At 52.1% G+C, this 22,085-nt stretch carries 17 protein-coding genes and 3 riboswitches; of the genes, 3 read left to right on the top strand and 14 right to left on the bottom strand.

Annotated features, from left to right (window positions below; translation table 11 throughout):
• Positions 1–29 precede the first annotated feature (29 nt).
• The 9 genes from SY83_RS12400 to kdpF form a co-directional block, all read right to left on the bottom strand.
• Entirely contained in the window at positions 30–860 is an 831-nt protein-coding gene (locus SY83_RS12400) for a carbohydrate ABC transporter permease (protein ID WP_068606918.1), read from the bottom strand.
• Entirely contained in the window at positions 860–1,741 is an 882-nt protein-coding gene (locus tag SY83_RS12395; RefSeq protein WP_068606916.1) for a carbohydrate ABC transporter permease, read from the bottom strand. The genes SY83_RS12400 and SY83_RS12395 overlap by 1 nt, the downstream gene beginning before the upstream one ends.
• Positions 1,742–1,831: 90 nt before the next feature.
• A complete protein-coding gene (locus SY83_RS12390; protein WP_068606914.1) occupies positions 1,832–3,232 on the bottom strand; it encodes an extracellular solute-binding protein in 1,401 nt (466 codons plus the stop codon).
• Positions 3,233–3,745: 513 nt separating this feature from the next.
• Positions 3,746–4,255 (bottom strand): general stress protein, encoded by a 510-nt coding sequence (locus SY83_RS12385; RefSeq protein ID WP_068606912.1) that lies wholly within the window; start codon positions 4,253–4,255, stop codon positions 3,746–3,748.
• A gap of 82 nt (positions 4,256–4,337) precedes the next feature.
• Entirely contained in the window at positions 4,338–6,701 is a 2,364-nt protein-coding gene (locus SY83_RS12380) for a universal stress protein (RefSeq protein ID WP_068606910.1), read from the bottom strand.
• Between the two features lie 34 nt (positions 6,702–6,735).
• Positions 6,736–7,338: a potassium-transporting ATPase subunit KdpC gene (gene kdpC, locus SY83_RS12375; RefSeq protein ID WP_068606908.1), complete on the bottom strand. Its 603-nt coding sequence runs from the start codon at positions 7,336–7,338 to the stop codon at positions 6,736–6,738.
• Between the two features lie 26 nt (positions 7,339–7,364).
• On the bottom strand, positions 7,365–9,410 hold the full coding sequence (gene kdpB / locus SY83_RS12370) for a potassium-transporting ATPase subunit KdpB (protein ID WP_068606906.1): 2,046 nt from the start codon (positions 9,408–9,410) through the stop codon (positions 7,365–7,367).
• A gap of 18 nt (positions 9,411–9,428) precedes the next feature.
• Positions 9,429–11,108: a potassium-transporting ATPase subunit KdpA gene (kdpA, locus tag SY83_RS12365; protein WP_068606904.1), complete on the bottom strand. Its 1,680-nt coding sequence runs from the start codon at positions 11,106–11,108 to the stop codon at positions 9,429–9,431.
• A gap of 33 nt (positions 11,109–11,141) precedes the next feature.
• Complete coding sequence (gene kdpF, locus SY83_RS23795) at positions 11,142–11,219, bottom strand: K(+)-transporting ATPase subunit F (protein ID WP_082882753.1); 78 nt, start codon at positions 11,217–11,219, stop codon at positions 11,142–11,144.
• A 310-nt stretch (positions 11,220–11,529) separates the two neighbouring features.
• Positions 11,530–11,720: riboswitch (cyclic di-AMP (ydaO/yuaA leader) on the bottom strand.
• 171 nt (positions 11,721–11,891) lie between these two features.
• Positions 11,892–12,085, bottom strand: a riboswitch (cyclic di-AMP (ydaO/yuaA leader).
• A 408-nt stretch (positions 12,086–12,493) separates the two neighbouring features.
• Positions 12,494–12,652, top strand: a riboswitch (cyclic di-AMP (ydaO/yuaA leader).
• A gap of 261 nt (positions 12,653–12,913) precedes the next feature.
• Here kdpF and SY83_RS12360 point away from each other — a divergent pair.
• Together SY83_RS12360 and SY83_RS23090 are read left to right on the top strand one after the other, a co-directional pair.
• Complete coding sequence (locus SY83_RS12360; RefSeq protein ID WP_197479845.1) at positions 12,914–13,186, top strand: hypothetical protein; 273 nt, start codon at positions 12,914–12,916, stop codon at positions 13,184–13,186.
• Positions 13,171–13,431 carry a hypothetical protein gene (locus tag SY83_RS23090; protein WP_157279847.1) on the top strand — a complete coding sequence of 87 codons (261 nt, stop codon included), beginning with the start codon at positions 13,171–13,173 and terminating at the stop codon, positions 13,429–13,431. Before SY83_RS12360 ends, SY83_RS23090 begins: the two co-directional genes overlap by 16 nt.
• A gap of 456 nt (positions 13,432–13,887) precedes the next feature.
• On the opposite strand, the gene SY83_RS12355 is transcribed toward SY83_RS23090, so the two are convergent.
• The 3 genes from SY83_RS12355 to SY83_RS12345 are packed head-to-tail and all read right to left on the bottom strand — an operon-like array spanning position 13,888 to position 17,207.
• Positions 13,888–14,754: a transglutaminase family protein gene (locus tag SY83_RS12355; RefSeq protein ID WP_068606900.1), complete on the bottom strand. Its 867-nt coding sequence runs from the start codon at positions 14,752–14,754 to the stop codon at positions 13,888–13,890.
• The gene (locus tag SY83_RS12350) at positions 14,751–15,704 is read right to left on the bottom strand and encodes an alpha-E domain-containing protein (RefSeq protein WP_068606898.1); all 954 of its coding nucleotides are present in this window, start codon (positions 15,702–15,704) and stop codon (positions 14,751–14,753) included. The genes SY83_RS12355 and SY83_RS12350 overlap by 4 nt, the downstream gene beginning before the upstream one ends.
• A gap of 42 nt (positions 15,705–15,746) precedes the next feature.
• Positions 15,747–17,207 carry a circularly permuted type 2 ATP-grasp protein gene (locus SY83_RS12345; RefSeq protein ID WP_068606896.1) on the bottom strand — a complete coding sequence of 487 codons (1,461 nt, stop codon included), beginning with the start codon at positions 17,205–17,207 and terminating at the stop codon, positions 15,747–15,749.
• A gap of 187 nt (positions 17,208–17,394) precedes the next feature.
• On the opposite strand from SY83_RS12345, the gene SY83_RS12340 reads away from it, so the two are divergent.
• Entirely contained in the window at positions 17,395–18,495 is a 1,101-nt protein-coding gene (locus SY83_RS12340) for a nitric oxide synthase oxygenase (RefSeq protein ID WP_068606894.1), read from the top strand.
• 2 nt (positions 18,496–18,497) lie between these two features.
• Here SY83_RS12340 and SY83_RS12330 read toward each other — a convergent pair whose 3' ends face one another.
• Positions 18,498–20,429, bottom strand: a complete 1,932-nt coding sequence (locus SY83_RS12330) for an ATP-binding response regulator (RefSeq protein WP_082882497.1) — start codon at positions 20,427–20,429, stop codon at positions 18,498–18,500.
• 141 nt (positions 20,430–20,570) lie between these two features.
• Entirely contained in the window at positions 20,571–21,956 is a 1,386-nt protein-coding gene (gene fumC / locus SY83_RS12325; protein WP_068606891.1) for a class II fumarate hydratase, read from the bottom strand.
• Positions 21,957–22,085 lie beyond the last annotated feature (129 nt).

The following is a 22,085-nucleotide window of genomic DNA, read 5'->3' as shown; positions in this document are numbered from 1 at the left end:
AGGTTAAGTTCACTGCTCCTTTAAGTCCGTTATCCTTTGACGCTGCCGGCCGTAATGCCCTCGATAATCTTCTCTTGCAGGAAAGCGTACACGATCAGAACCGGCGTCACACTGTACACAATGCCTGTGCAGATGAGCTTGTAGTTCGTCTGATACGAGTCGCGGAAGCCGACCATCCCGGTAGGAAGCGTCTTCAGGCTGTCTTTGCTGATGAAGAAGTTCGCGAGCAGATATTCATTCCAGTTGCCGAGGAAGTTGATGATAAACACCGTGACCAACGCAGGCACCGTTAAAGGTAAAATAATCTTAACAAAAAGACCCACCGCGCTCAATCCGTCCATGATGGATGCTTCCTCAAGTTCATTGGGAATCGCGCGCATAAAAGCGGCTACCAGCAATACGCTGAGCGGTAAAGCTCCGGCCGTGTAAGGCAGGAACAAAGACCAGTGGGTGTTGAGGATGTTCAAATCCCGCACCAGCATATATTGCGCAATAAATAACACATTGCCGGGAATCAGCATGCCGATCAGCACGAACTGGTAAATCCACTTGCTTGCGGTAATGAATTTCATACGGGTTAAAGCGAATGCCGTACCTGCCGCCAATAACACCCCGACGATGGAGGAGGAAACTGACAGATATAAGCTGTTGAAGAAATAAACATTAATCTTCGCCTTCGTCCAGGCTTCCACATAGTTGTCGACAGATAATTTTCCCGTCAGGCCAAAAGGATTCGTAACAATTTCCAAGTTACTTTCTTTAAACGATGAAATCAGAACAAATAAGAAAGGAATAAGAATGAGCGCCACATACGTTAGCAGTACGACGTGAGGCAGTGTTTTTTTCAACGCAGTCGGCATTAGTATTCAATCCTTTCCTGATTTCTTCCGATGGTTAGCTGGTACAGGGCTGTCAGAACTAAAGCAAACGCGAAGATGATAATGGACAGAGCCGTTCCATAGCCGTATTTACCATTTGAAATGGATTCATGCACCATGTAGGAGGCCATCACCTCTGTGGAGTTGATCGGACCGCCGTCCGTCATAACCAGAACGATATCCACGACTTTCATGGCCCCTGCAATAGAAAGCATCACAACGACCGAGATAATCGGTTTAATGAGCGGAACGGTTAAATACCAGGCGCGTTGGAACGCGGTTGCTCCGTCGATGCCGGCCGCTTCGTTAATTTCCCTGGGCACCGCCAGAATGGCCGCCAAAATCAACACGATAAAGAAACCCATCCACTGCCAAGCATTTGTAATCAGAATCGCGAGCATAGCCCATTTTTCCTCAGCCAACCAATAAATATCCGGAACGCCGAACAGGCCCAGGAAGCCGTTAATGATGCCTTCTTCCGGCTCGTACAAGAATCCCCACAGGATCCCGATGACCGAGGTGGACAAGATGGAGGGCATGAACACGGTTGTTTTGTACAAGCCTTGCAGCTTGGTGACGTTACTGATTAAGATCGCAAAGAAAATGATGAGCGGCACTTGAATGAATACGGAGAACAGAATGAAGATGACGTTGTTCCAGATGGATTGCCGGAACACTTCATCCGAAAAAGCGGTAACAAAGTTTTCAAATCCTACAAAGTTTTTCTCGTCCAACCCATTCCAATCGGTGAAGCCGTAGTATACGGATTGCAGCATCGGGTAGATAAAGAACAGAAAGTACAGAACCAATGTCGGCACGATGAACATGAGATAAACATAGGGATTTCTTAGTGTATTTTTCATATTGTATACTCCCTTCAGGATAGAGAAAGCGCCACCCCCGCTCGGGAGGGCGGCGCTTCTTTATCAAGTTTGCTGCTTGCTTTGCCGAGATTATTTCTTCGCGTTTGCCGCGTCTTGCGCTTTTTGGATTGCGTCGCCGACTTTTTGCGCCGTTGTTTTGCCTGCGATCAACTTTTGAAGCTCAGCTTCAGTCTCTTTGTATACATCGGATTGGATCGTCGAGTCAAAGTGAGAGAATGCGCCCTTGGCATTTTTGTAAGTATCCAGCACTTGCTTCACGATTGGATCTGTTGCTTGACCCATAGCAGCATCAGACAATTGGATGGAAGGAAGCAATCCGTCTTCCAGCAAACCGCGTAATTGCATTTCTTCGTTGAACAAGTTTTTGATGAACGCTTTAACCGCTGTAAGTTCGTTCTCTTTCAGATCTGCGGAGAAGCCGTAACCGTTGGAGTAGTTACCGTTGATAAAGGTTTGGTCGCCTTTGCCGCCGTCAACAGCCGGCATTGCGAAGTAGCCTGTTTTATTAGTCAGAGCAAATGCTTGCGCCTCGTCTTTAAATACGGAGGATCTCCAGGATCCGTCGAACAGCATACCCGCTTTACCTTGAACGAATTCGTTCATTTGATCCGCGTACTCTTTGCCAAGCTCACCTTTAGTGAAATAGCCTTTCTTCACCCACTCTTCGTATTTCGCATAAGCGGCTACGACTTCAGGGGAATTCCACTTCGCTGTGCCTTGCGCGAAACCGTCGATGGATTCAGGTCCCGCATAGCGGCCAATCAGTGTGTTTACAAGCATATTCGGTACCCACGCCGCTTTGGAACCGCTCGCGAATGGAGTAATGTTGTTCTTCTTCAGTGTTTCTGCTGCGGTTTCAAGCTCAGCCCAAGTTGTTGGAACCTTCAAGCCGTACTTTTCGAACATCGCTTGATTGTAGTAGAAACCTTCAGAGGAACCGCCGATTGGAAGACCGTATACTTTGCCGTCCAAGGTGAATTGGTTCAGGTTCAGGAATTTATCTTTAATGCCCAGTTCTTCAATAATTGGTGTCAGATCCAGAAGGCGTCCCGCTTTCGCGAATTTCAGAGCGTCTCCCGCGCCGCCGAACAAGTCGAAAATCTTAGGAGGGTTTCCGGCAGCCATCTCGGCAGGAAGCTTTGTGAAGCGGTTAACGCTGTCTTCCACACCGTCAAGCTCGAATTTCAGACCTGGCACTTCTTCTTCGGTTTTCTTTACAACATCGTCCAGGATGGCTTTACGATTCTTCTGTGCATCCCCGATCTGGATGTGGCGAAGGGAAACGGTGAACGGCTCCACGGCCGCAGGCTCTTCCGCTTTCGGTTCTTCCGTTTTCGGCTCTTCGGCTTTCGGCTCGTTCGCGGTATTCGTGTTCTTGGCGTTCTCGCCGTTGTTGCCGTTACCGCAGCCCGCCAGCACGACGGAACATGCCAGAAACAGAACTAGAAGCATAAGTAGGTTCTTTTTCATTCTTTCTGTACCCTCCCAGGTTAACCATAGTATTTGTTTGCTACATCTTCATTATAGAAGTTGGCTGTATAGTTCGGCAGGTCCATATTTCGATAAAAGAGGGATAAAATCGTCTACTTTAGATTGCGGGGCAGACAAGCCTCCACATAAGGATATTAACATACACGAATACTTCTCTGTGACAAAATGTGGATGCCTGTTGCCGGTTGCTGATTATAATTACCCTAATTTTCTAACGAACTCCAGCGGTCTTATTGTTCCAATTTAGCCCATTTTTTCATGCTAACGAACCCCAGACACGCTATTCCACCGAATTCACCCATTCAACATCCCTTCAAACACTTTAGCGCTACTGGAGTTCCTTAGAATCTAGAATGTGTTGATTTTCCGCCATTAGCGTTACTGGAGTTCCTTAGAAGATTCAAGTGTTAGAGACCTGCCTCTGATGACATTGACTGCTACTCCGCACGCAAAAAAAAAGAACCATCGCCCAAAGACAATGGTTCTTGAAGACTACAGCGCCGCCTGCAACGCCTCGGCGTTGACCGCCTTCGCATCCGTCAGCGCTTTGACCGCGCGCGCCTCCTGATTGTCCGCCGCCTCGGCGATGACGAGAATGCGGCCAGCCCGTAAATCCGCGTCATAATGCTTGGCCTCATCCTCCCGAATGCCAAGCTCCGTCAGGTTGCCTGCGGAACCGCCCGCCGCGGAACCAATGAACGCGCCGGCTACCGTGGCGGCAAGCGCGCCTCCCACCAGCAACGGCCCGATGCCGGGAATCGCCAAGGTGCTTACGCTCGCGAACAGCCCCGCACCACCGCCAATCACACCGCCCAGTACGGCGCCCGATTTCGGATGTTCCACGTGCTCGGCTCCCGTCTGACCCTCAACAGATGCTGAAACGTCGCCATCTTTGGCAATGACCGAGATATGATCGGTATGGATACCGTTACGCTTTAAACTTTCGATGCCTTCCACTGCTTGAGCTTCACTCTCAAATACGCCGACAATATGATTCTTCATATTATAGATCTCCTCTCAGATGTAAAACCACACCTTCTTATGAAGAGATATTACCCGCACCATGAAGCAGCCAATCATGACGTTAGGGTCTCGCACCTTTTTCCACTTGAAGTATAGGTTCATAATCCGCTACCACCAACAAGTCCATATGCCTCGCATGCCGCAATAGGCCCTGGACGACCGAACCGCGGGTCCATCGTTCCCACAACGTCCGCTTCGATTGGCCGACAATGATCTGGGTCGCTGCATTTTCGTCAGCCAAAGCGATGAGTCTCATGGCGCGCTTACGGCGGTGGGGCGTATGACAAAGCTTGAATTTACCGCCTAGTTTCGCCGTCATATCCTCCATCTTGCGAATCCGCAAGCTTAACTCCTCGCTCAATTCCGGCAGGTCATGAATATAGGTGACATACCAGTCCGCCTTCAACCGATGGGCAATCCGAAACCCGCGCCGGATGAGACGTTCGGCATTCAAGCTGGTGGTCACACTGACGACAATCACTTCGCGCCGCCGCCATGGCCCCCGCAGGGAGTTCTCCCGCTCATAAGACTCTAAACGTTCATCCACATCATCCGCGATCTCCCTTAAGGCCAGTTCCCGCAGAGCAATCAGATTCCCTCTCTTGAAAAAGTTGCCCAATGCCTGCTCGACCTTGTTCATGGCATAAATCTTGCCTTCCCGCATTCGTTGCTGCAAGGAGTCCGGCGCCACGTCAATGAGTTGAATCTCATCCGCTGACTGGAGGATGCTGTCCGGTACCGTTTCACGAACGCGAACTCCGGTGATTTGCTCCACCGCGTCGTTTAAGCTCTCCAGATGCTGCACGTTCACGGTGGAAATGACCGATATGCCCGCTTCCAGGATGCGCATAATATCTTCATACCGCTTGCGATACCTGCTGCCCGGCACATTGTTATGGGCAAGTTCATCGACCAGCACGACCTCCGGGTTTCGCTTCAGGATGGCATCGGTGTCCATTTCCTCCAGCACCGTGCCTTTGTACTCGTTTCGGGAACGGGGTATCACAGGGAGTGCGCCCTCTTGGTCCGCGGTTTCCTGCCGATTGTGCGTTTCCAGCAATCCGATGACTGCATCAATGCCCTTCGCCAGCAGATCGTTGCCTTCCCGCAGCATCGTGTAGGTTTTGCCGACACCCGGGGCCGCACCGATATAAACCTTGAACTTACCGCGCCGCATCCGGCCGATCTTCTCCCTGACCTCTTCTGAATTCAGCCGGCGATAAGGCTCCATATCCGCAATACCGCCCGGATCACTCTTGGTCGGCAGGATTCGTTCACCGTCCTGTTCCGCGCGATCCGCAATGATGAAGATGTCGACGTTCTGCGTATACTGCAGAATACGGCTCACGACAGAACCTCTCCAAAACTCCTGCCAAGGGGTCAGCTTCGAATGACCCAGCAATAACCTGCTCACATTGTGCTCGACCGCATAAGAAACCAGCTTGCGCGGCAACCCGCGCACCGCGTGCAGGGGCAACTCCTCGAACGGCGCGCCGACTTTCTCGGACAACTTCATCATCGACCGCTTGAACGCGGCCGCTTCTTTAGACAGCTCCCGCTTCGGGTTCACGAAGGTGACCACGCGCAGGTCGCCGTTCAGCCGCTTGGCAATTTGTTGCCCGCGCCGGATATAAATCGACCCGTTCCAGTGGTACTGGGTCGATACAAGAATGCGCTCCGCGGCACCGGAGGGTCCGAGCAGTCCCTGCTCTTCCCGGTACTTCTCCAGCGACTCGTTCACGCCTTCGGCAACGAGCCGCAGCGAGAGCTCGCGCAGCTTGCCCAAGTTGCCTCGGCGGAACATGGGCTGTTCCTTGTCGGCGCGGCTGCCGAGGCTGCCGTCCGACAAGCGCTGCAGGATCGTCTCCGGGGAGACGTCAATCAGGCGGACTTCATCCGCCAGATCCATCGTGTCCGACGGGACGGTTGCTTCCGCTTGAATGCCCGTAAGCTTCATCGCGAGCTCCGTCGCGCCTTCCAGCTCGTACACATTCACGGTCGTGAACACACTGATTCCGTGCTCCAGCAGTACCTTAATATCATCCAGCCGTGTAGGATAAGCAGCCTCCGCGCGATTCCGATGAGCGAGACCGTCCACAAGAACCACTTCGGGATTACGCTGAATTAACGCATCCACATTCAGATCCTTCTTCTCTTCACCTTGTTCATTAAACCAATGAATGCTGGGTACCCGTTCCAGAGAGCCCAGCTGCAGCTTGGTTTGTTCGCGCTGCCTGGTCGACACGGCACAGATCACCACATCAATGCCCCGTTCGCGCAAGGCACAGCCTTCCCGCAGCATATGATACGTCTTGCCGGAGCCGCTCACGGCGCCGATATAAATTTTCAATCGTCCCCGGTGGAGCTTGGAGATCGACAACAGCAATTCCTCCGGCGTTCGGCGCCTGAACCCTTCCGTACCCATGCGATCCCCTCCCCCTACCTAAGACAAAAGCTCTTTATTTCAACATCGTTTTTAAATCAATGTTTACTTTCAGTACGTTAACCCGCGGTTCGCCAAACACGCCCAAGTCCCGACTTTCGGTATGCTTCTTCACCAGTTCCAGCAATTCCTCTTGCGGAACACCGGTCAGCTTGCTGATCCTCGGAATTTGCACTTCCGCCGACTGCGGCGTAATGTGCGGATCCAGACCTGAACCGGAATTCGTAATCAACGCGATCGGCAGTTGACTCACAGGCACACCCGGATTCGCAATCTTCCAGGCATTGATCGACTCCTGCGTTCGCTTCAACAAATCCGGATTGGATGGAGCATAGTTATTGGATCCGGAACCCGCGCCGTTATTCTCTATAGAAGAAACACGTCCTTGAAAGGTTTTGGGATCAGTGAAATTTTGCCCGATTAACTCGGAACCCACGACTTTACCTGACGCATCTTTAATCAGACTGCCATTCGCCTGAGCCGGCATGACCCATTGCGCGATACCGGTACAAACCAACGGATACAGGATACCGCATAATACGATAAATACCAGACTGGTGCGGAGCGCAACCACAAACGAGGAGCCTTTAAATTCTTGATGCTGTTCGTTAGAATCCATATCGTTAACATCCCTTCTCATTCCATTTAAATCCACAAATGCACAACTAAATCAATGAGCTTAATACCGATAAACGGAGCAACCACACCGCCCAGTCCATAGATGAAGATGTTCCTGCTTAACAATTGCACCGCGCTCATCGGCTTGTACGCCACACCCTTCATAGCGAGGGGAATCAGCAGCGGAATGATAACCGCATTAAAGATTAATGCCGATAAGATCGCTGACAACGGCGATCCCAGCTGCATCACATTCAACACATCCATCTCGGGAATCGCAACCATGAACATCGCCGGGATAATGGCAAAATACTTTGCGATATCATTCGCGATACTGAATGTTGTTAAAGCTCCGCGTGTGATCAGAAGCTGTTTGCCGATGGCAACGACTTCGATGATCTTCGATGGATCCGAGTCCAGATCCACCATGTTGGCCGCTTCCTTAGCCGCCACTGTCCCGGTGTTCATCGCAAGCCCTACATCCGCTTGGGCCAAGGCGGGCGCGTCATTCGTGCCGTCACCGGTCATCGCCACAAGCTTGCCTTCCGCTTGTTCCCTGCGGATGACAGCGATCTTGTCTTCAGGCGTGCTTTCCGCGATAAAGTCATCCACACCCGCTTCGCGCGCAATCGTAGCCGCGGTCAACGGATTATCGCCTGTACACATAATGGTCTTGATTCCCATCGCGCGCATCTGGTCGAACCGCTCCCGCATCCCCGGTTTCACCGTATCCTTCAGGTAAATGACGCCGAAAATTTGGTTATCGACCGCGACTGCCAGCGGGGTTCCGCCTTCCGTTGCCACTTTATTGCCTTGAATATCCAGTTCACCAGGGATGCTTCCGCCTTGACCGGACACCCAACGTTTCACCGCATCCACAGCGCCTTTACGCACTTTACGTCCGTCCGGTAAATCCACGCCGCTCATACGGGTTTCCGCGGTAAATCCGATAAACTCGCCGCCGTTACCCAATCCTTCATTATAAGTAAGGCCTTGTTTCTTCATCAACTCCAGCACCGAACGGCCTTCCGGCGTCTCGTCTTTCATGGAGGAGATTGCCGCCCAATCGGCCAAGTCCGCAACAGTCGCGCCGCCTACAGGAATAAAGCTGCTCGCCATCCGGTTTCCGTACGTAATCGTACCGGTTTTGTCCAGAATCATCGTATTGATGTCTCCGGCCGCTTCAACCGCTTTACCGGACATCGCCAGCACATTAAACTGGGTAACCCGGTCCATACCGGCAATCCCGATCGCGGATAGCAATCCGCCGATGGTCGTCGGAATTAGACATACCAGCAAAGCAATCAGCACCGGCACATCCAATTCGATGTTCAGATATTTGGCGATCGGCGCCAACGTAACAACAACGATCAAAAAGATAATGGTTAATGACGTTAACAGGGTGTTCAACGCGATTTCATTCGGCGTTTTTTGACGCTGCGCGCCTTCAACCAGTGAAATCATGCGGTCGATGAAGGATTCACCGGGATCGCTGGTAATGCGAACCTTGATTTCATCGGAGACGACCCGTGTGCCGCCTGTTACAGAGCTGAAATCGCCGCCCGCCTCTTTAATGACGGGAGCGGATTCTCCCGTAATGGCCGATTCGTCGATAGAGGCCAGGCCTTCAATAACCTCCCCGTCCCCGGGAACCAGTTCGCCTTGCGAGATGACGACGATGTCTCCTTTACGGAGCTCTGTGGACGGCACTCTTCGGACCGCGCCGCCTGCAAGCTTGTTGGCCATCACTTCCTGTTTTGTTTTCTTCAGGGAATCCGCCTGTGCTTTACCCCGGCCCTCGGCCAAGGCTTCCGCGAAGTTCGCGAACAGCAGCGTGAAGAGCAAGATCAGAAACACGGTAATGTTAAAGCCTATATTCCCTTCATCCACACCGAAATATCCCGGCGCCATAATCATCAACAACACAACAAGCGTTCCGACTTCTACGACAAACATCACCGGATTTTTCATCATAGTCACCGGATTTAATTTAATAAAACTGTCTTTCACTGCGTTTCCTATGATGGCCGACGACAGTAAACTTTGGCGGCTTCGATTCTCGTTCGTATTCATCTTCTCATCACCTCTTCTTTAGCGGAGCGTCAAGTGCTCGGCAATCGGTCCCAGTACGACAGCAGGCAAGAAGGTCAGGGCGCCGATAATGACGACGGATCCTATCAAAATGCCCCAGAACAGCACGTTGTCTGTTCTAAATGTTCCGACCGTTTCCGGCACCCACTGCTTGCGCACAAGGGATCCGGCCACAGCCAGCATAGCAATCATCGAAATGTAACGGCCCAGCAACATGACAATCCCTGTTGTAATGTTCCAGAACGGCGTGTTATCGCCAAGGCCTTCAAAACCGGAGCCGTTATTGGCAGCCGATGAAGTGTACTCATACAACACCTGCGAAATGCCGTGGAAGCCGGGGTTCGTGATCGCCGCTTTCCCAAGCTCAGACATGAATGCAGCTGCCGTCGGCACCAGGATTATGAAAGCATGCGAGAGAATGGCGATCGCAACGAGTTTCATTTCCCTTGGCTCTATTTTGCGGCCGAGAAACTCCGGTGTCCGTCCCACCATTAAACCTGCAATAAACACACCCAGGATGGCATACATCAGCATATTGATTAACCCGACGCCTTTACCTCCGAAGACGCTGTTTAACATCATTTCAGCCATCGGCACAAGTCCGCCCAGCGGGGTCAGCGTATCATGCATATTATTGACGGTACCGGTTGTCGCCGCCGCGGTTACTGTCGTAAACAAAGCCGACTGCGGAATACCGAATCGCACTTCTTTGCCTTCCATACTGCCTTGAGAAGCATCGATGCCTATAGCGTTGATCGCCGGGTTCCCGCGCAGTTCCGCTGTATAAGCAATGGATACAAACACCAGGAAGAGCGCCATCATCGCGCTGAATACAACCCAACCTTGTTTGCGGTTCTTGGCGAATAAGCCGTAGGTGTAAGGAAGCGCCGCCGGTAGCATCCACATGGACAAGATTTCAATTACATTGGTCAAAGGTGATGGATTCTCGAACGGATGCGCCGAGTTGACGCCGAAGAAACCGCCGCCGTTGGTACCCAGATGTTTAATGGATTCGAGCGCGGCCACAGGTCCGATCGCGATACTTTGCGCGGCGCCTTCCAATGTTGTAATAGCCAGTGTAGGATCCAGCGTTTGCGGTACTTTCAGCGCGACAAGCACCAACGTGACGATAAATGCCAAAGGGATGAAAATACGCGTGTGCGCCTTCACAAAATCTTCGAAGAAATTTCCGATGGTCGTGCCTTTCTTCGTAAGACCGCGAATGAACGCGATCGCAACCGAGAACCCGGTCGCCGCGGAGGTGAACATCATCATCGTGATGACGACCATCTGCGAGAAGTAAGTCAACGCGGATTCACCGCTGTAATGCTGCAAGTTCGTATTGGTCATAAACGAAATGACCGTATTCAACGTGAGAGTCTGTTCCATATTGCCGATCTCGTTCGGGTTCCACGGCAAACCGTTTTGAAACCGAAGAATCAGATAGGAGACAGCAGTCAGCACGATATTCGTGATCAGGAAGCTTAGCGCGTACTTCTTCCAGGTCATACCCGCTCTATTTCTCAATCCGATTAATGCATAGATGATTCGCTCCGCCCACCCGAACACTTGATCCGTACGATTCGGTTCATTGGAGAACACATGATACAGATAGGTGCCGACAGGCTTCACCAACAGCATAATGATGCCGATGACGATTGCGATTTGCAGAATTCCCATTGCTTCTTATCCTCCTTAACATTCCTGTAAGACTTAGAATTTCTCCGGATTAACCAGAGCATATAGCAGGTAAACGAAGATCAACACGGTGAATATGAGAATAATGGTCATAACTTGTCGCCTCCGGTATCGTTAATAACTTTGTCGCAGAAGGACATAAAGCCGTAAATGAACAGAAATGTTCCTGCCAAAAGGCATATCATATACACGTCTAACATGAAATTATCCTCCTATGGTTTTCTACTCATATTAATTTGGCAGCTAAGAAACGATGATCCCTTCCTCAGTATTCACAACTACGATATTCTCCACACCCCGGTACTTTCCCGAGAAAAAAGGCAACAAAAAAGAAGCCTTGGGAAGAGGAACTCTTCTCGCGGCTTCTGGCACAGCTAAACAGACTGTGTCGAACACGATGGTCGTTGCCTCTCTCGGGACGCTTACGAGGTTAGCTGTCGGATTCGGGCGTGAGAGTCGCCCTACCAGAAGCTTGTGAAGCTGCGTGTTTCCGCGGCCTGCTTCCGGATTCACCCCTGAGCGCGCTTCTTGCGAAGACGCACTCGATGGTTCCCCCGTTTCCTGCGGGTTGCAGGAACTCAGCGATCATGAAATATTAGCTGTTAAACCTTAAATTCAATGTAGGATCAGTCCTGTTCAGCCTATTGAAGGCACAAAAAAACCGCAGTCTCAAACTCACCTGCGGCCGGTCCGGTCACAAGCTCCATCATCCTTTCACTCCATTTAACAGCAGATCATACCTTCCCAAAAAACAGGGTTGGGCTGACCTGCGGTTCACGACGCTTACGAGGTTAGCTGACGGATTCGGGCGGTGAGAGTCGCCCTACCCGAAAGAAGCATCCATGGCGGCTTCTTTCAGGATTCACCCCGGATCGCGGCTGCACCGACTCTCACATCGGTACAGTGCAATCAATTGGTTCCCCCGTTTTCCATTCCAGAAAATTCAGCGTTACGAATGGAAACTCATTTCAAATTCTGAATCAAATCTTACGCCTCGCTAATTTGTTTGTAAAGGAAGTCTGGGTAGCTTGTAGAGGCTAATTCGGTCAAAAGAGATTGTTGGTGCGCTTACAAAGCTTGTGAACTCTTCATAAATACAAATATCTCATTATATCTTCGTTTTACTAAAATACGATCAAGGGTTTCAAGAATGGTGTAAGCCTGTTTAGGAGGAATGAATAACCATCTTCTTCCTGGATTTTAATATAACGAGACGGAAGGAGACTGAACCGTTTCCCGATGAGATAAACCTGTATTTAGGCCTTAAAAATCGCCCTTATCAGCGATTTTTGCCGGATTCAAATCAGAAATGCGTTTAATTCCGTTAGACAAGGGAATGAGTACGGGTGTATGATCGTTTTTGTTTAAACTAATCATCGCTGAATTCCCTAAGGGGAAGCGGGGGAACCCACTTCGGCCCACGCCGATGGGGTGAATCGCGGACGGCCGTTTAAGGTCAAGACGCGTAGGGCGACTCTCACGCCCGAATCCGGCAGCTAACCTCGCAAGCGTATTCGAGAGAGGCCTACATTCGGACTAAAGTTTGCGGCGCATCGCCGCATGATTTGAAGCCGCGCGAAGAGACCTTCTCTTTGTGCGGCTTTTTTGATGCCGTATCCTCCTCGCACTAAACGCTGGAAAATTGCCGATACGGAGTATTAAAGATCAGTTGCGGAGGCCAGACCGGATGGGGCGAATGTATTATGGCCGTTAACGCGCCCTCTTTTGACATAGTGAAATGGGCCGCTTTCTTGCAGAAATTAAGGAATTTAACAATAACCGAAGCATTGAACAGAGTAATTGAACACGCGGGGATGTGGGGAACGGTCCGCACGGAGCTGGTGAAGATGGCTTTACTCGATGTGGTCGCGCGCCGTCAGAATATGAAGTGGACAGAGATGATACCAATTGCGGTCGGCGGAGGTATGGAAGGGCTGTATTCCGCGAATCAGGCAACCCTCGGTCACATGACAGGCGCTGTTCCATTCGATGCGGAGCATGGCGTCCCCGTTCTTCATATCCAACAAAGAATGCTCAGCATTCTTTGTTGGATACGGTAGAGCAAGCCAGTCGTCTGCGGAGACAAGGATACGCGTTAAGCTTCCATAAAGACTATCTAATTGGCCCGGGATGCACGGCAATGCAAGTGGTCTCCCTGAGCTTGGAAGGAGCTTGGCTGACAGAGGATGCATACCCTGAGCCGCAACCGCTCTGCACTACATGCGAATCGCTCTACGGGACCGGCTTTCAGCTGGATACGGCTACCCTGGTGGAGAAATCGAGAGCCTACTTCGCGGTGTTGTAGGCGGGAGGGCCGTTAGCTAGTGCAGATTCGCGCTCTAACGGCCTTTGGCGCCGTTAGCGGACCGAGCTCGCGCTCTAACGGCCTTTGGCGCCGTTAGCGGGCCGGGCTCGCGCTCTAACGGCCTTTGGCGCCGTTAGCGGGCTTGGCTCGCGCTCTTACGGCCTTTGGCGCCGTTAGCGGACCGGGCTCGCGCTCCAATGGCCTTTTGCGCCGTTAGCGGGCCTGGTTCGCACTCTTACGGCCTTTGGCGCCGTTAGCGGACCGGGCTCGCGCTCTAACGGCCTTTTGCGCCGTTAGCGGACTTGGCTCGCGCTCTAACGGACTTTTGCGCCGCTAGCGAGCGAAGCCTCGCGCTCTTACGGCCTTTGGCGCCGTTAGCCGGCCAAGCCCTCGCTCCAACGGCCTTTCGCGCCGCTAGCGGGCGCAGCCTCGCGCAGCCCCCGCCCCAGCCAGGCGTCAGCCCTCCACCCGGCTCACGTCCACCTTCACCTCGAGGCGCTGTGCGCCCGAGCCGCGGTAGACGCCCTTGACGGGCACGATGTCCTTGTAGTCCCGGCCGTGCCCCAACTTCACATAACGCCAATCGACCTCCGCGTCGTTGGTCGGATCGTGGCCGACCCAGCCCGGGCCGGGCACGTACACTTCGACCCAGGCGTGAGACGCCTGCTCGAAGTCCGCGCTCCCGCCCTGCAGGTCGCCCACATAATGATACCCGCTCACGTATCTCGCGGGTATCCCCATCACCTTGCACACCGATATCATCAGGTGTGCGTAGTCCTGGCAGACGCCGCGGCGAAGCTGCAGCGTCTGGCTAACGGTGGTATGCACGTCGGATACCTCCGGATCATACGTGAAATCCGCGTGGATCCCGGAGGAAAGCCGCCGCGTCCATAGGGCCAAACCACCGCTACCATCAAAAGGATAGCGGTTGGCATAATTACGAACTTCCTGAGTCTGATCCGTATAGGCCGTCGGCAACAGATATTCAATGTAGCGGTTTTGCAGCTCTTCGCCGCGCAATCGTCCCCATTCTTCCACCGGCGACATCTTTGCGGATTCCTTAATCAACCCGTCCATCGTAACTACCGTTGCACGGGTACGGATGACCAGCTCTTTATGCGGCTGATTAACTGTGAACGCATGCACCCGGTTGCCGAAATAATCTTCATAAGTCAGCATAGACGCCGCAGGTTCCACAAGGACTTCATGATGATAACAAGATTGTCTTTCATTGGTCCGCGGCGTAAGCCGAAGCTCGTTGACGCTGTCCGTAACGGCTTCCTCGTAGAGGTAACGTGTGGTGTGGTAAATTTGCAACTTCATGCGGAAGCTCCCTCCATCTGAAAAAAGGCGGACGCCATCGAACCCCCCAGTTTCTGACAAGCTTGAGCCATATGGTCCAGAATCGGCAATACATAAGGCAATCTCAAATCTTCTCTTTCGAGATAGGCGAGGTCCGCTTTAATTTTACCTGCTTGCCGAATGGCCCGTTGCCTCGGAACCAAGGTTTCCGGCGATTCCAACTCGATGCCCTCCAGGTGCTGCTCCATCATCGCGAACGCATAGTGTACGGATCGGGGGAATTTCGTGTTGACCAGCAAAAATTCTAGTATGGGCTCAATCGATACCGCGTCCGCGTAATATTTGCGGAAGGCCTGATAGCCGCTCACCGATTTCAATATCGCCAGTAAATACGGATAAGGAGGCGCCTGATCTTCCTTAATCGCACCCGCGACCGAATGGACAATGCGAACCGTGTTCTCCGCCCGTTCCAGAAATCGTCCGCTCTCCATGAAGTGCCATTCATTCTCCCGGGGCATCACCGATTGTTCCGCTCCATAGAACATGGCGGCTCTCTCTTTAATTTGCGTGTAGAAAGGATCCGGCGATTCTCTGAAAATATCGTTCACTTGCTTCTCCCCGAGCCATAAATAGAAGGAATTCATCATGTCCCACAGCTCACTGGGCAACTTCTCCCGCAGCGTTCTCAGGTTATTCCTGGCCTGACTTACACAAGAAAACAAAGAATTCGAGTTGCCCCGATCCAGCGTAATGAATGAAAGCACGTCGCGTTCCGTAAACGAGGTGAACTGCTCCATATACCCTTTACGCAAACCGAGCGCGTCAATCAGCCGGGCCCACTTATGCTCTTCGCTGTCGAAATCCCCTTCATGCTGGATATGATAGTGGACATTGATTAATCTTGCATGGTTTTCCGCCCGTTCAATATACCTTCCCACCCAGAACAGAGCTTCCGCATTCCGATTCAGCATGCCGCATCTCTCCTTTTTTCACATCCGCAATGGACTCGCGCTTTAACTCAACACCCATGTATCCTTGCAACCTCCGCCTTGCGAAGAATTAACAACGAGCGAACCTTCGGTCATCGCCACGCGGGTGAGCCCCCCGGGAACCACATGAAAACTCTCATTCGCACCAGCCAGCACAAAAGCTCTTAAATCCACATGTCTCGGCACCATACTGCCTTGTTGCATAACCGGGGCGCGGGAAAGTTGGACGGTAGGCTGCGCGATATAGCGGCCGGGGTAGTTTCGAATATTCATGGCAAAATCCTTCAGCTCTTGCGCCGATGCCGCCGGCCCAATCAGCATGCCGTATCCTCCGGATAAGGAAGTTTCCTTCACGACCATCTCCTGCAGGTTTTCCAATACAAAAGCCCTATCGGCGTCATCGCTCATCAAATAGGTAGGCACATTGTTCAGAATCGGCTCTTCCTGCAAATAAAAGCGAATCATATCCGGCACGTAAATATAGATGGCTTTGTCATCCGCGACCCCCGTACCCGGCGCATTGGCGATGGCTAAATTCCCCGCGCGGTAAGCGTTCATAATGCCTGCCAGACCCAGCATGGAATCCGGGCTAAAGCTGAGCGGATCCAGATACTCATCGTCGATCCTTCGGTAGATGACGTCGACTTGGCGCAAACCTTTGAGACCTCGCATATACACTTTGTGATCCATAATGGTTAAATCGCGGCCCTCCACAAGATGGATTCCCATCTGCTGAGCCAGAAATGTATGTTCATAATAAGCGGAATTATATTGCCCGGGGGTCAACAAGGCGATGACGGGCTCTCGGTTGCGATTGGGAGAAAGACTGCGGAGTACGGTAAGGAAATGATTCAAGCTGTGCTCCACATCCCGTATGGAACAAGAGAAAGCAAGCTCCGGAAACAAGCGGTTCATCATGGTGCGGCTTTTGAACAGATAGGAGAAACCGGAAGGGGAGCGTAAATTATCTTCAAGCACGTAATATTCACCCTGATGATCGCGAATTAAATCGATACCGGATGTTGTAATATAATTGCCGCCGGGCACCTCTACCCCCTTCATTTCAGGACGGAAGTAGCAGTTCGCCACAATCATCTTGCGAGGCACAATCCCCGCCTTAATGATCCGTTGTTCATGATACACATCGTGTACAAAACGGTTCAAGGCCTTCACCCGTTGAATTAATCCGGCTTCCAGACGAAGCCATTCATTCTTGGGGATGATTCTCGGGATGAGGTCAAAAGGGATCGTTCGTTCCAACGGCTGCATCTGATCCGGATTATAGAGCGTGAACGTGATGCCTTCTTCCATCATTCTTCGCTCGGTTGCCCTTTGCTTAGCGGAGAGTTCTTCCTTATGAATTGCGGCAAACCGTTGATAGACTTGGTCATAATGGGTACGCACTCCGGGGCCTTCACAGAACATCTCATCGTAAAAGCCTTCCAGCGGATAGGGCGCGCTTTGGATTCGTTCCATTTTGCGCATAGGCGCTCCCCTCCCATGTTCGGATAATGTTAAATAATATAACACCATAACGCTATATAAGAATCATGATAAGGGGATTCGAGTTGTATGTCAATATATGTAACATTAGATGGATATTTTGGATTTAAGTGTACTCTTCTATATAATGGAGTATGTAGGATTTTCAGCATGGAGGAACTAGGTAATTATGACTACAGAGCATGAAGAGCGGAGCAAGGAAGAAGCATTGGCCTTTATCCGTATTTGTTATAAAGAGTTAGGGAAATCCCCTGAACAAACGGAACAAAGATTGGAAGAAGTGGAGCGCGAATGGGATCGGGAAGGTACGTACACCCATACCTTGGAGGAACTGACCTACGGGTCGCGGATGGCATGGAGAAATAACAGCAGATGCATCGGCAGGTTATTCTGGGAAGGGCTGGACCTGTTCGACGCCCGCGGAGCGGACACCGAGGAAGCCGTAGCCGAAGCGCTTTTAGCTCATATGGCTTATGCAACGAATGAGGGCAGAGTACGTGCGGCGATTACGGTTTTTGCTCCTGCCGCAGAGGGCCGGGTCATCCGAATTCTCAATCATCAGTTAGTACGTTATGCCGGTTACGCCGCGCCCGAAGGGGTAACAGGTGATCCGGGGTCCGTTGCGTTTACCCAGTTGTGTATGCATTTGGGCTGGCGCGGCGCCGGAACGGCTTACGATATTTTGCCATTGTTAATCCAGATCAATGACCGAACGCCGCGGTGGTTTGCCATTCCGGACGAGCTTGTCCTTGAGGTGCCTTTAAGCCATCCGGAAAACGAGGAATTTGCTGAACTGGGACTCCGGTGGTATGCCGTTCCCTTCATCTCCGATATGACTCTGGATCTCGGCGGGCTGCAGTACACGGCTGCGCCGTTCAACGGTTGGTATATGGGAACAGAGATCGGGGCGCGAAACCTTGCGGACAAGGACCGCTACAATCAATTGCCGGCCGTTGCGGAAATTTTCGGACTCGATACATCCACGAACACGTCACTATGGAAGGATCAGGCGTTAGTTGAGCTCAACCGCGCCGTTCTCCACTCTTACAAGTCCAAAGGCGTCAGCATCGTGGATCACCATTCAGCCGCGGAGCAATTCGCGATCTTCGAACGCAAAGAAGCCGCGTGCGGGCGCGAAGTGAACGGGCGGTGGTCCTGGCTCATCCCGCCGATGTCGCCGGCTACCACCCAAGTGTGGCACAAACCCTACGCCGAGACGGACATGAAACCTAATTATCGGCATGCGCGGTGCCCTTATCCTCACGGTTAGAGTTATTTCAATTGTTGCAGCTTTTTCAGAAGCTCCTTAACATCAATCGGCTTCTTCATATAATCGGTGGCACCCGCGGCCAGGCCGTCTTCCCGGTCCTGATCCAACGCCTTGGCGGTAACCGCGATGATAGGCAGATGTTCAAAGCGGGGGTTGCTTCTGATTCTGCGTATCGTTTCTAAACCGTCCATACCCGGCATCATGATATCCATCAGGACCGCGTCGATCCCCGTCACTTCTTCCAGAAGCCGGATAGCGTCTTTTCCGGAGGGAGCGGAGAGCACTTGAATCCCTTTTTGTCCCAAAGCAGCCCCTAAGGCATAATTGTTATTCGGGTCATCGTCAACCAACAACACACGTATCGCTTCCGTTAAGCTTACTTGTGAAGAAGCGACTGCAGGAGCCGCACCCGTTCCGATCTTGGAGATGATGCGGGTTGCCGGGAATTCAGGGCTAAGTTCCGAGGACACTCGGCCAACTTCGGAATCTTCCGTGAGGATGGAATCCCATGGCAGATACAGTGAAAATCGACTACCCAGTCCCTCGCGGCTTTCGACATCCATAAACCCGCCCATCAATACGGCAAATTGTTTGGATATGGACAAGCCCAGCCCTGTTCCCCCATATTTACGGCTGGTTGTTCCGTCGGCCTGATAGAACGAATGAAACACAAGCTCTTGCTCCTCCTCAGGGATGCCGATCCCGGTATCTTGCACGGAGAAGACAAGCCAATGGCCTGACTGCGGGTTCCGACCCGAGTTTCCCGTCCCGTCAGAAAGCTTGTATACCGTTAATAACACTATTCCGTCCCCGGTAAATTTAATGGCATTGGACAACAGGTTCATTAGAATTTGTTGCAACCGTTGAGGGTCGGTGTTAATCATTTTGGGAACATCACTTTCAACCTGCACACGCAATGCGATTTTTTTAAGTTCCGCTACCGGCCGATAAAATTGTTCCATATGCAAACACAGCTCGCTGATATTGCAATTTTCCAGTTGGAGTGTCATGTGACCTGCTTCAATTTTGGACAAATCCAGAATGTCATCTATGAGCCTCAATAAATCTTTGCCCGACGTGTAGATTAAACCCGCATAACGAACCTCTTCCTCCGAAAGCCGCTCGTCCGCATTCTCCTCCAGCATTTGCGAAAGCACCAGCATCGAGTTCAGCGGCGTGCGCAGCTCATGCGACATATTGGCCAGAAATTCGGATTTATAACGGGAAGCCCGTACAATCTGTCGGTTGCTCTCCTCCAGCTCCTTGGTAGCGATTTGCAGCTTTTCCGTCTTTTCTTCTGAATCCCGGTAAAGCACCTGAAGCGTTTCATTCGTGAGTTGCAGCTGCTCCTGGCGTTTAGCTTCTTTGATGAAGTCTTTCAGGACCAGCATAAACACCAAGCTCAACGACAAGCTCAGCAGGTATGTAATCGGAGCAATTTGCAATAGATACCGATTCGCCGGGATAATACCGAACGTAGCAATAAACAGAACATTGAGCGTGTTGATCCAGAAGATAACCGACAGCATCGTTTGATAGAAAGACCATTTCCTACGCCTCGCCCACAGGGTTAAAGCGGCACAAAGCAGACTCATTACAATGACATTCGCAAAGCCCACAAACGCCGCAAGGTTGATTCCAAAAGACAGACGAGCCAACCCGATACCCAAACCTATAACGGGGATGGACCAAGGACTGCGAACGAACATCGGCGCGACAATAATGGCGAGATATCTTAAATCGAAGATCACGGTTTCCGAGAATCGAAATCCATATTGCATGGTGACCCAGCCTATACCGATGGCAAGCGCGATAAACAGCACTTCCTTTTGTTTCGGCGTTAATCTGAATACCATATATTTATATACCAGCGAAGCCAAGTATAAGATCGTTAACATAATGCTCACATTGGCCAAAAAAGTCTTGATGTACATTCCGTATTCGTTGATTGTTTTGTACCTTCTTCCTTGTGGAGATCCAGAGTTAATAACCCTTATTATACCTTAGATACATGCGGAAAAGTCGAATATTGTCTAAAATGTGCCGCATGAAAAAAAGCGCCTGTCGGCGCTTGATTAGGACGGCGCTATCATATCGGAAGGCCGGACCCATTGATCGAATTGGTCGGAAGTGAGCAGTCCGGTTTGTAAAGCGGCATCCTTCAAGGTGATCCCTTGCTTATGCGCCAGCTTTGCAATCTTGGCCGCGTTCTCGTAGCCGATGTGCGGATTTAACGCGGTCACCAGCATCAGCGACCGTTCCACGTTAAGCGCAATGATGTCCCTGTTCGGTTCAATGCCGACGGCACAATGGTCATTGAACGAATTCATCGCGTCCGAAAGCAGCCGAACGGACTGCAGGAAGTTATAGATGATCACCGGTTTGAACACGTTGAGCTGAAAGTGCCCTTGACTCGCCGCAAAGCCGATCGTGGCGTCGTTGCCCATCACCTGGGCAGCGACCATCGTCATCGCCTCGCTTTGCGTCGGGTTCACCTTACCCGGCATGATCGAGCTGCCGGGTTCGTTCTCCGGAATCGTGATTTCTCCGATTCCGCTGCGGGGTCCGCTCGCCAACAAGCGCACGTCGTTGGCGATTTTCGTGAGATCGGCCGCGAGCGCCTTGAGCGCGCCGTGCACATACACCAGCTCATCATGGCTGGTGAGTGCGTGGAACTTGTTGGCCGCCGTGATGAACGGCAGGCCTGTCTCTTGGGCGATAGCGCGCGCCGCCGCTTCGCCGAACGCGGGATGCGCGTTGAGCCCGGTGCCGACGGCGGTGCCGCCGACCGCGAGCTCTTGCAGCATCGCCGAGCTTTGCCGGAGCATCGCGTCGCTCTTCTCCAGCATGCGAACCCAGCCGCTCACCTCCTGGCCGAGGGTGAGCGGGGTGGCGTCCTGCAGGTGGGTGCGGCCGATTTTGATGATATCATCAAATTCGTTCGCCTTCTCCTGCAGGGTCGCCCGCAGCCGCGCGAGCGCGGGAAGCGCGCGGTCGTGGATCGCGCGCAGAGCGGCGATGTGCATCGCGGTGGGGAACGTGTCGTTCGAGCTTTGCGAACGGTTCACGTCGTCGTTCGGATGCACGCGTTCCGCGCGGCCTTCCTGCTCCAGCCGATGGTTCGCGAGGCGCGCGATAACTTCGTTGACGTTCATGTTCGTCTGCGTCCCGCTGCCTGTCTGCCACACGACCAACGGAAACTCATCGTTCCATCGGTCTGCAAGAATTTCATCCGCGGCCTTCGTAATCGCCTCCGCTTTGACGGCGTCGAGCTGGCCAAGCTGGGCATTGGCTTGGGCGGCGCATTTCTTGAGCAGCGCCAACGCATGCACGGCCTCGAGCGGCATGCGCTCCTCGCCGATCTTGAAATTCTCCCGGCTTCGCTGCGTCTGCGCGCCCCATAGTTTATCCGCGGGTACCCGGATTTCACCCATCGTATCTTTCTCGATTCTGTAGTCCATCGTTCCTCATCCTCCTCTTCCGTCTTCTCTTATATACCCTTTTTCGCAAAGGCGCATGCAAGAGATTTTTCCGCTCCATATCACGCACACGCCCCGTTTCACGCATCACCCCATCACCATCCCCTTCCC

It is taken from the genome of Paenibacillus swuensis, assembly GCF_001644605.1.
Taxonomy (GTDB): Bacteria; Bacillota; Bacilli; order Paenibacillales; family DY6; genus Paenibacillus_N; species Paenibacillus_N swuensis.
This window is presented reverse-complemented; position numbering and strand designations above follow the sequence as displayed.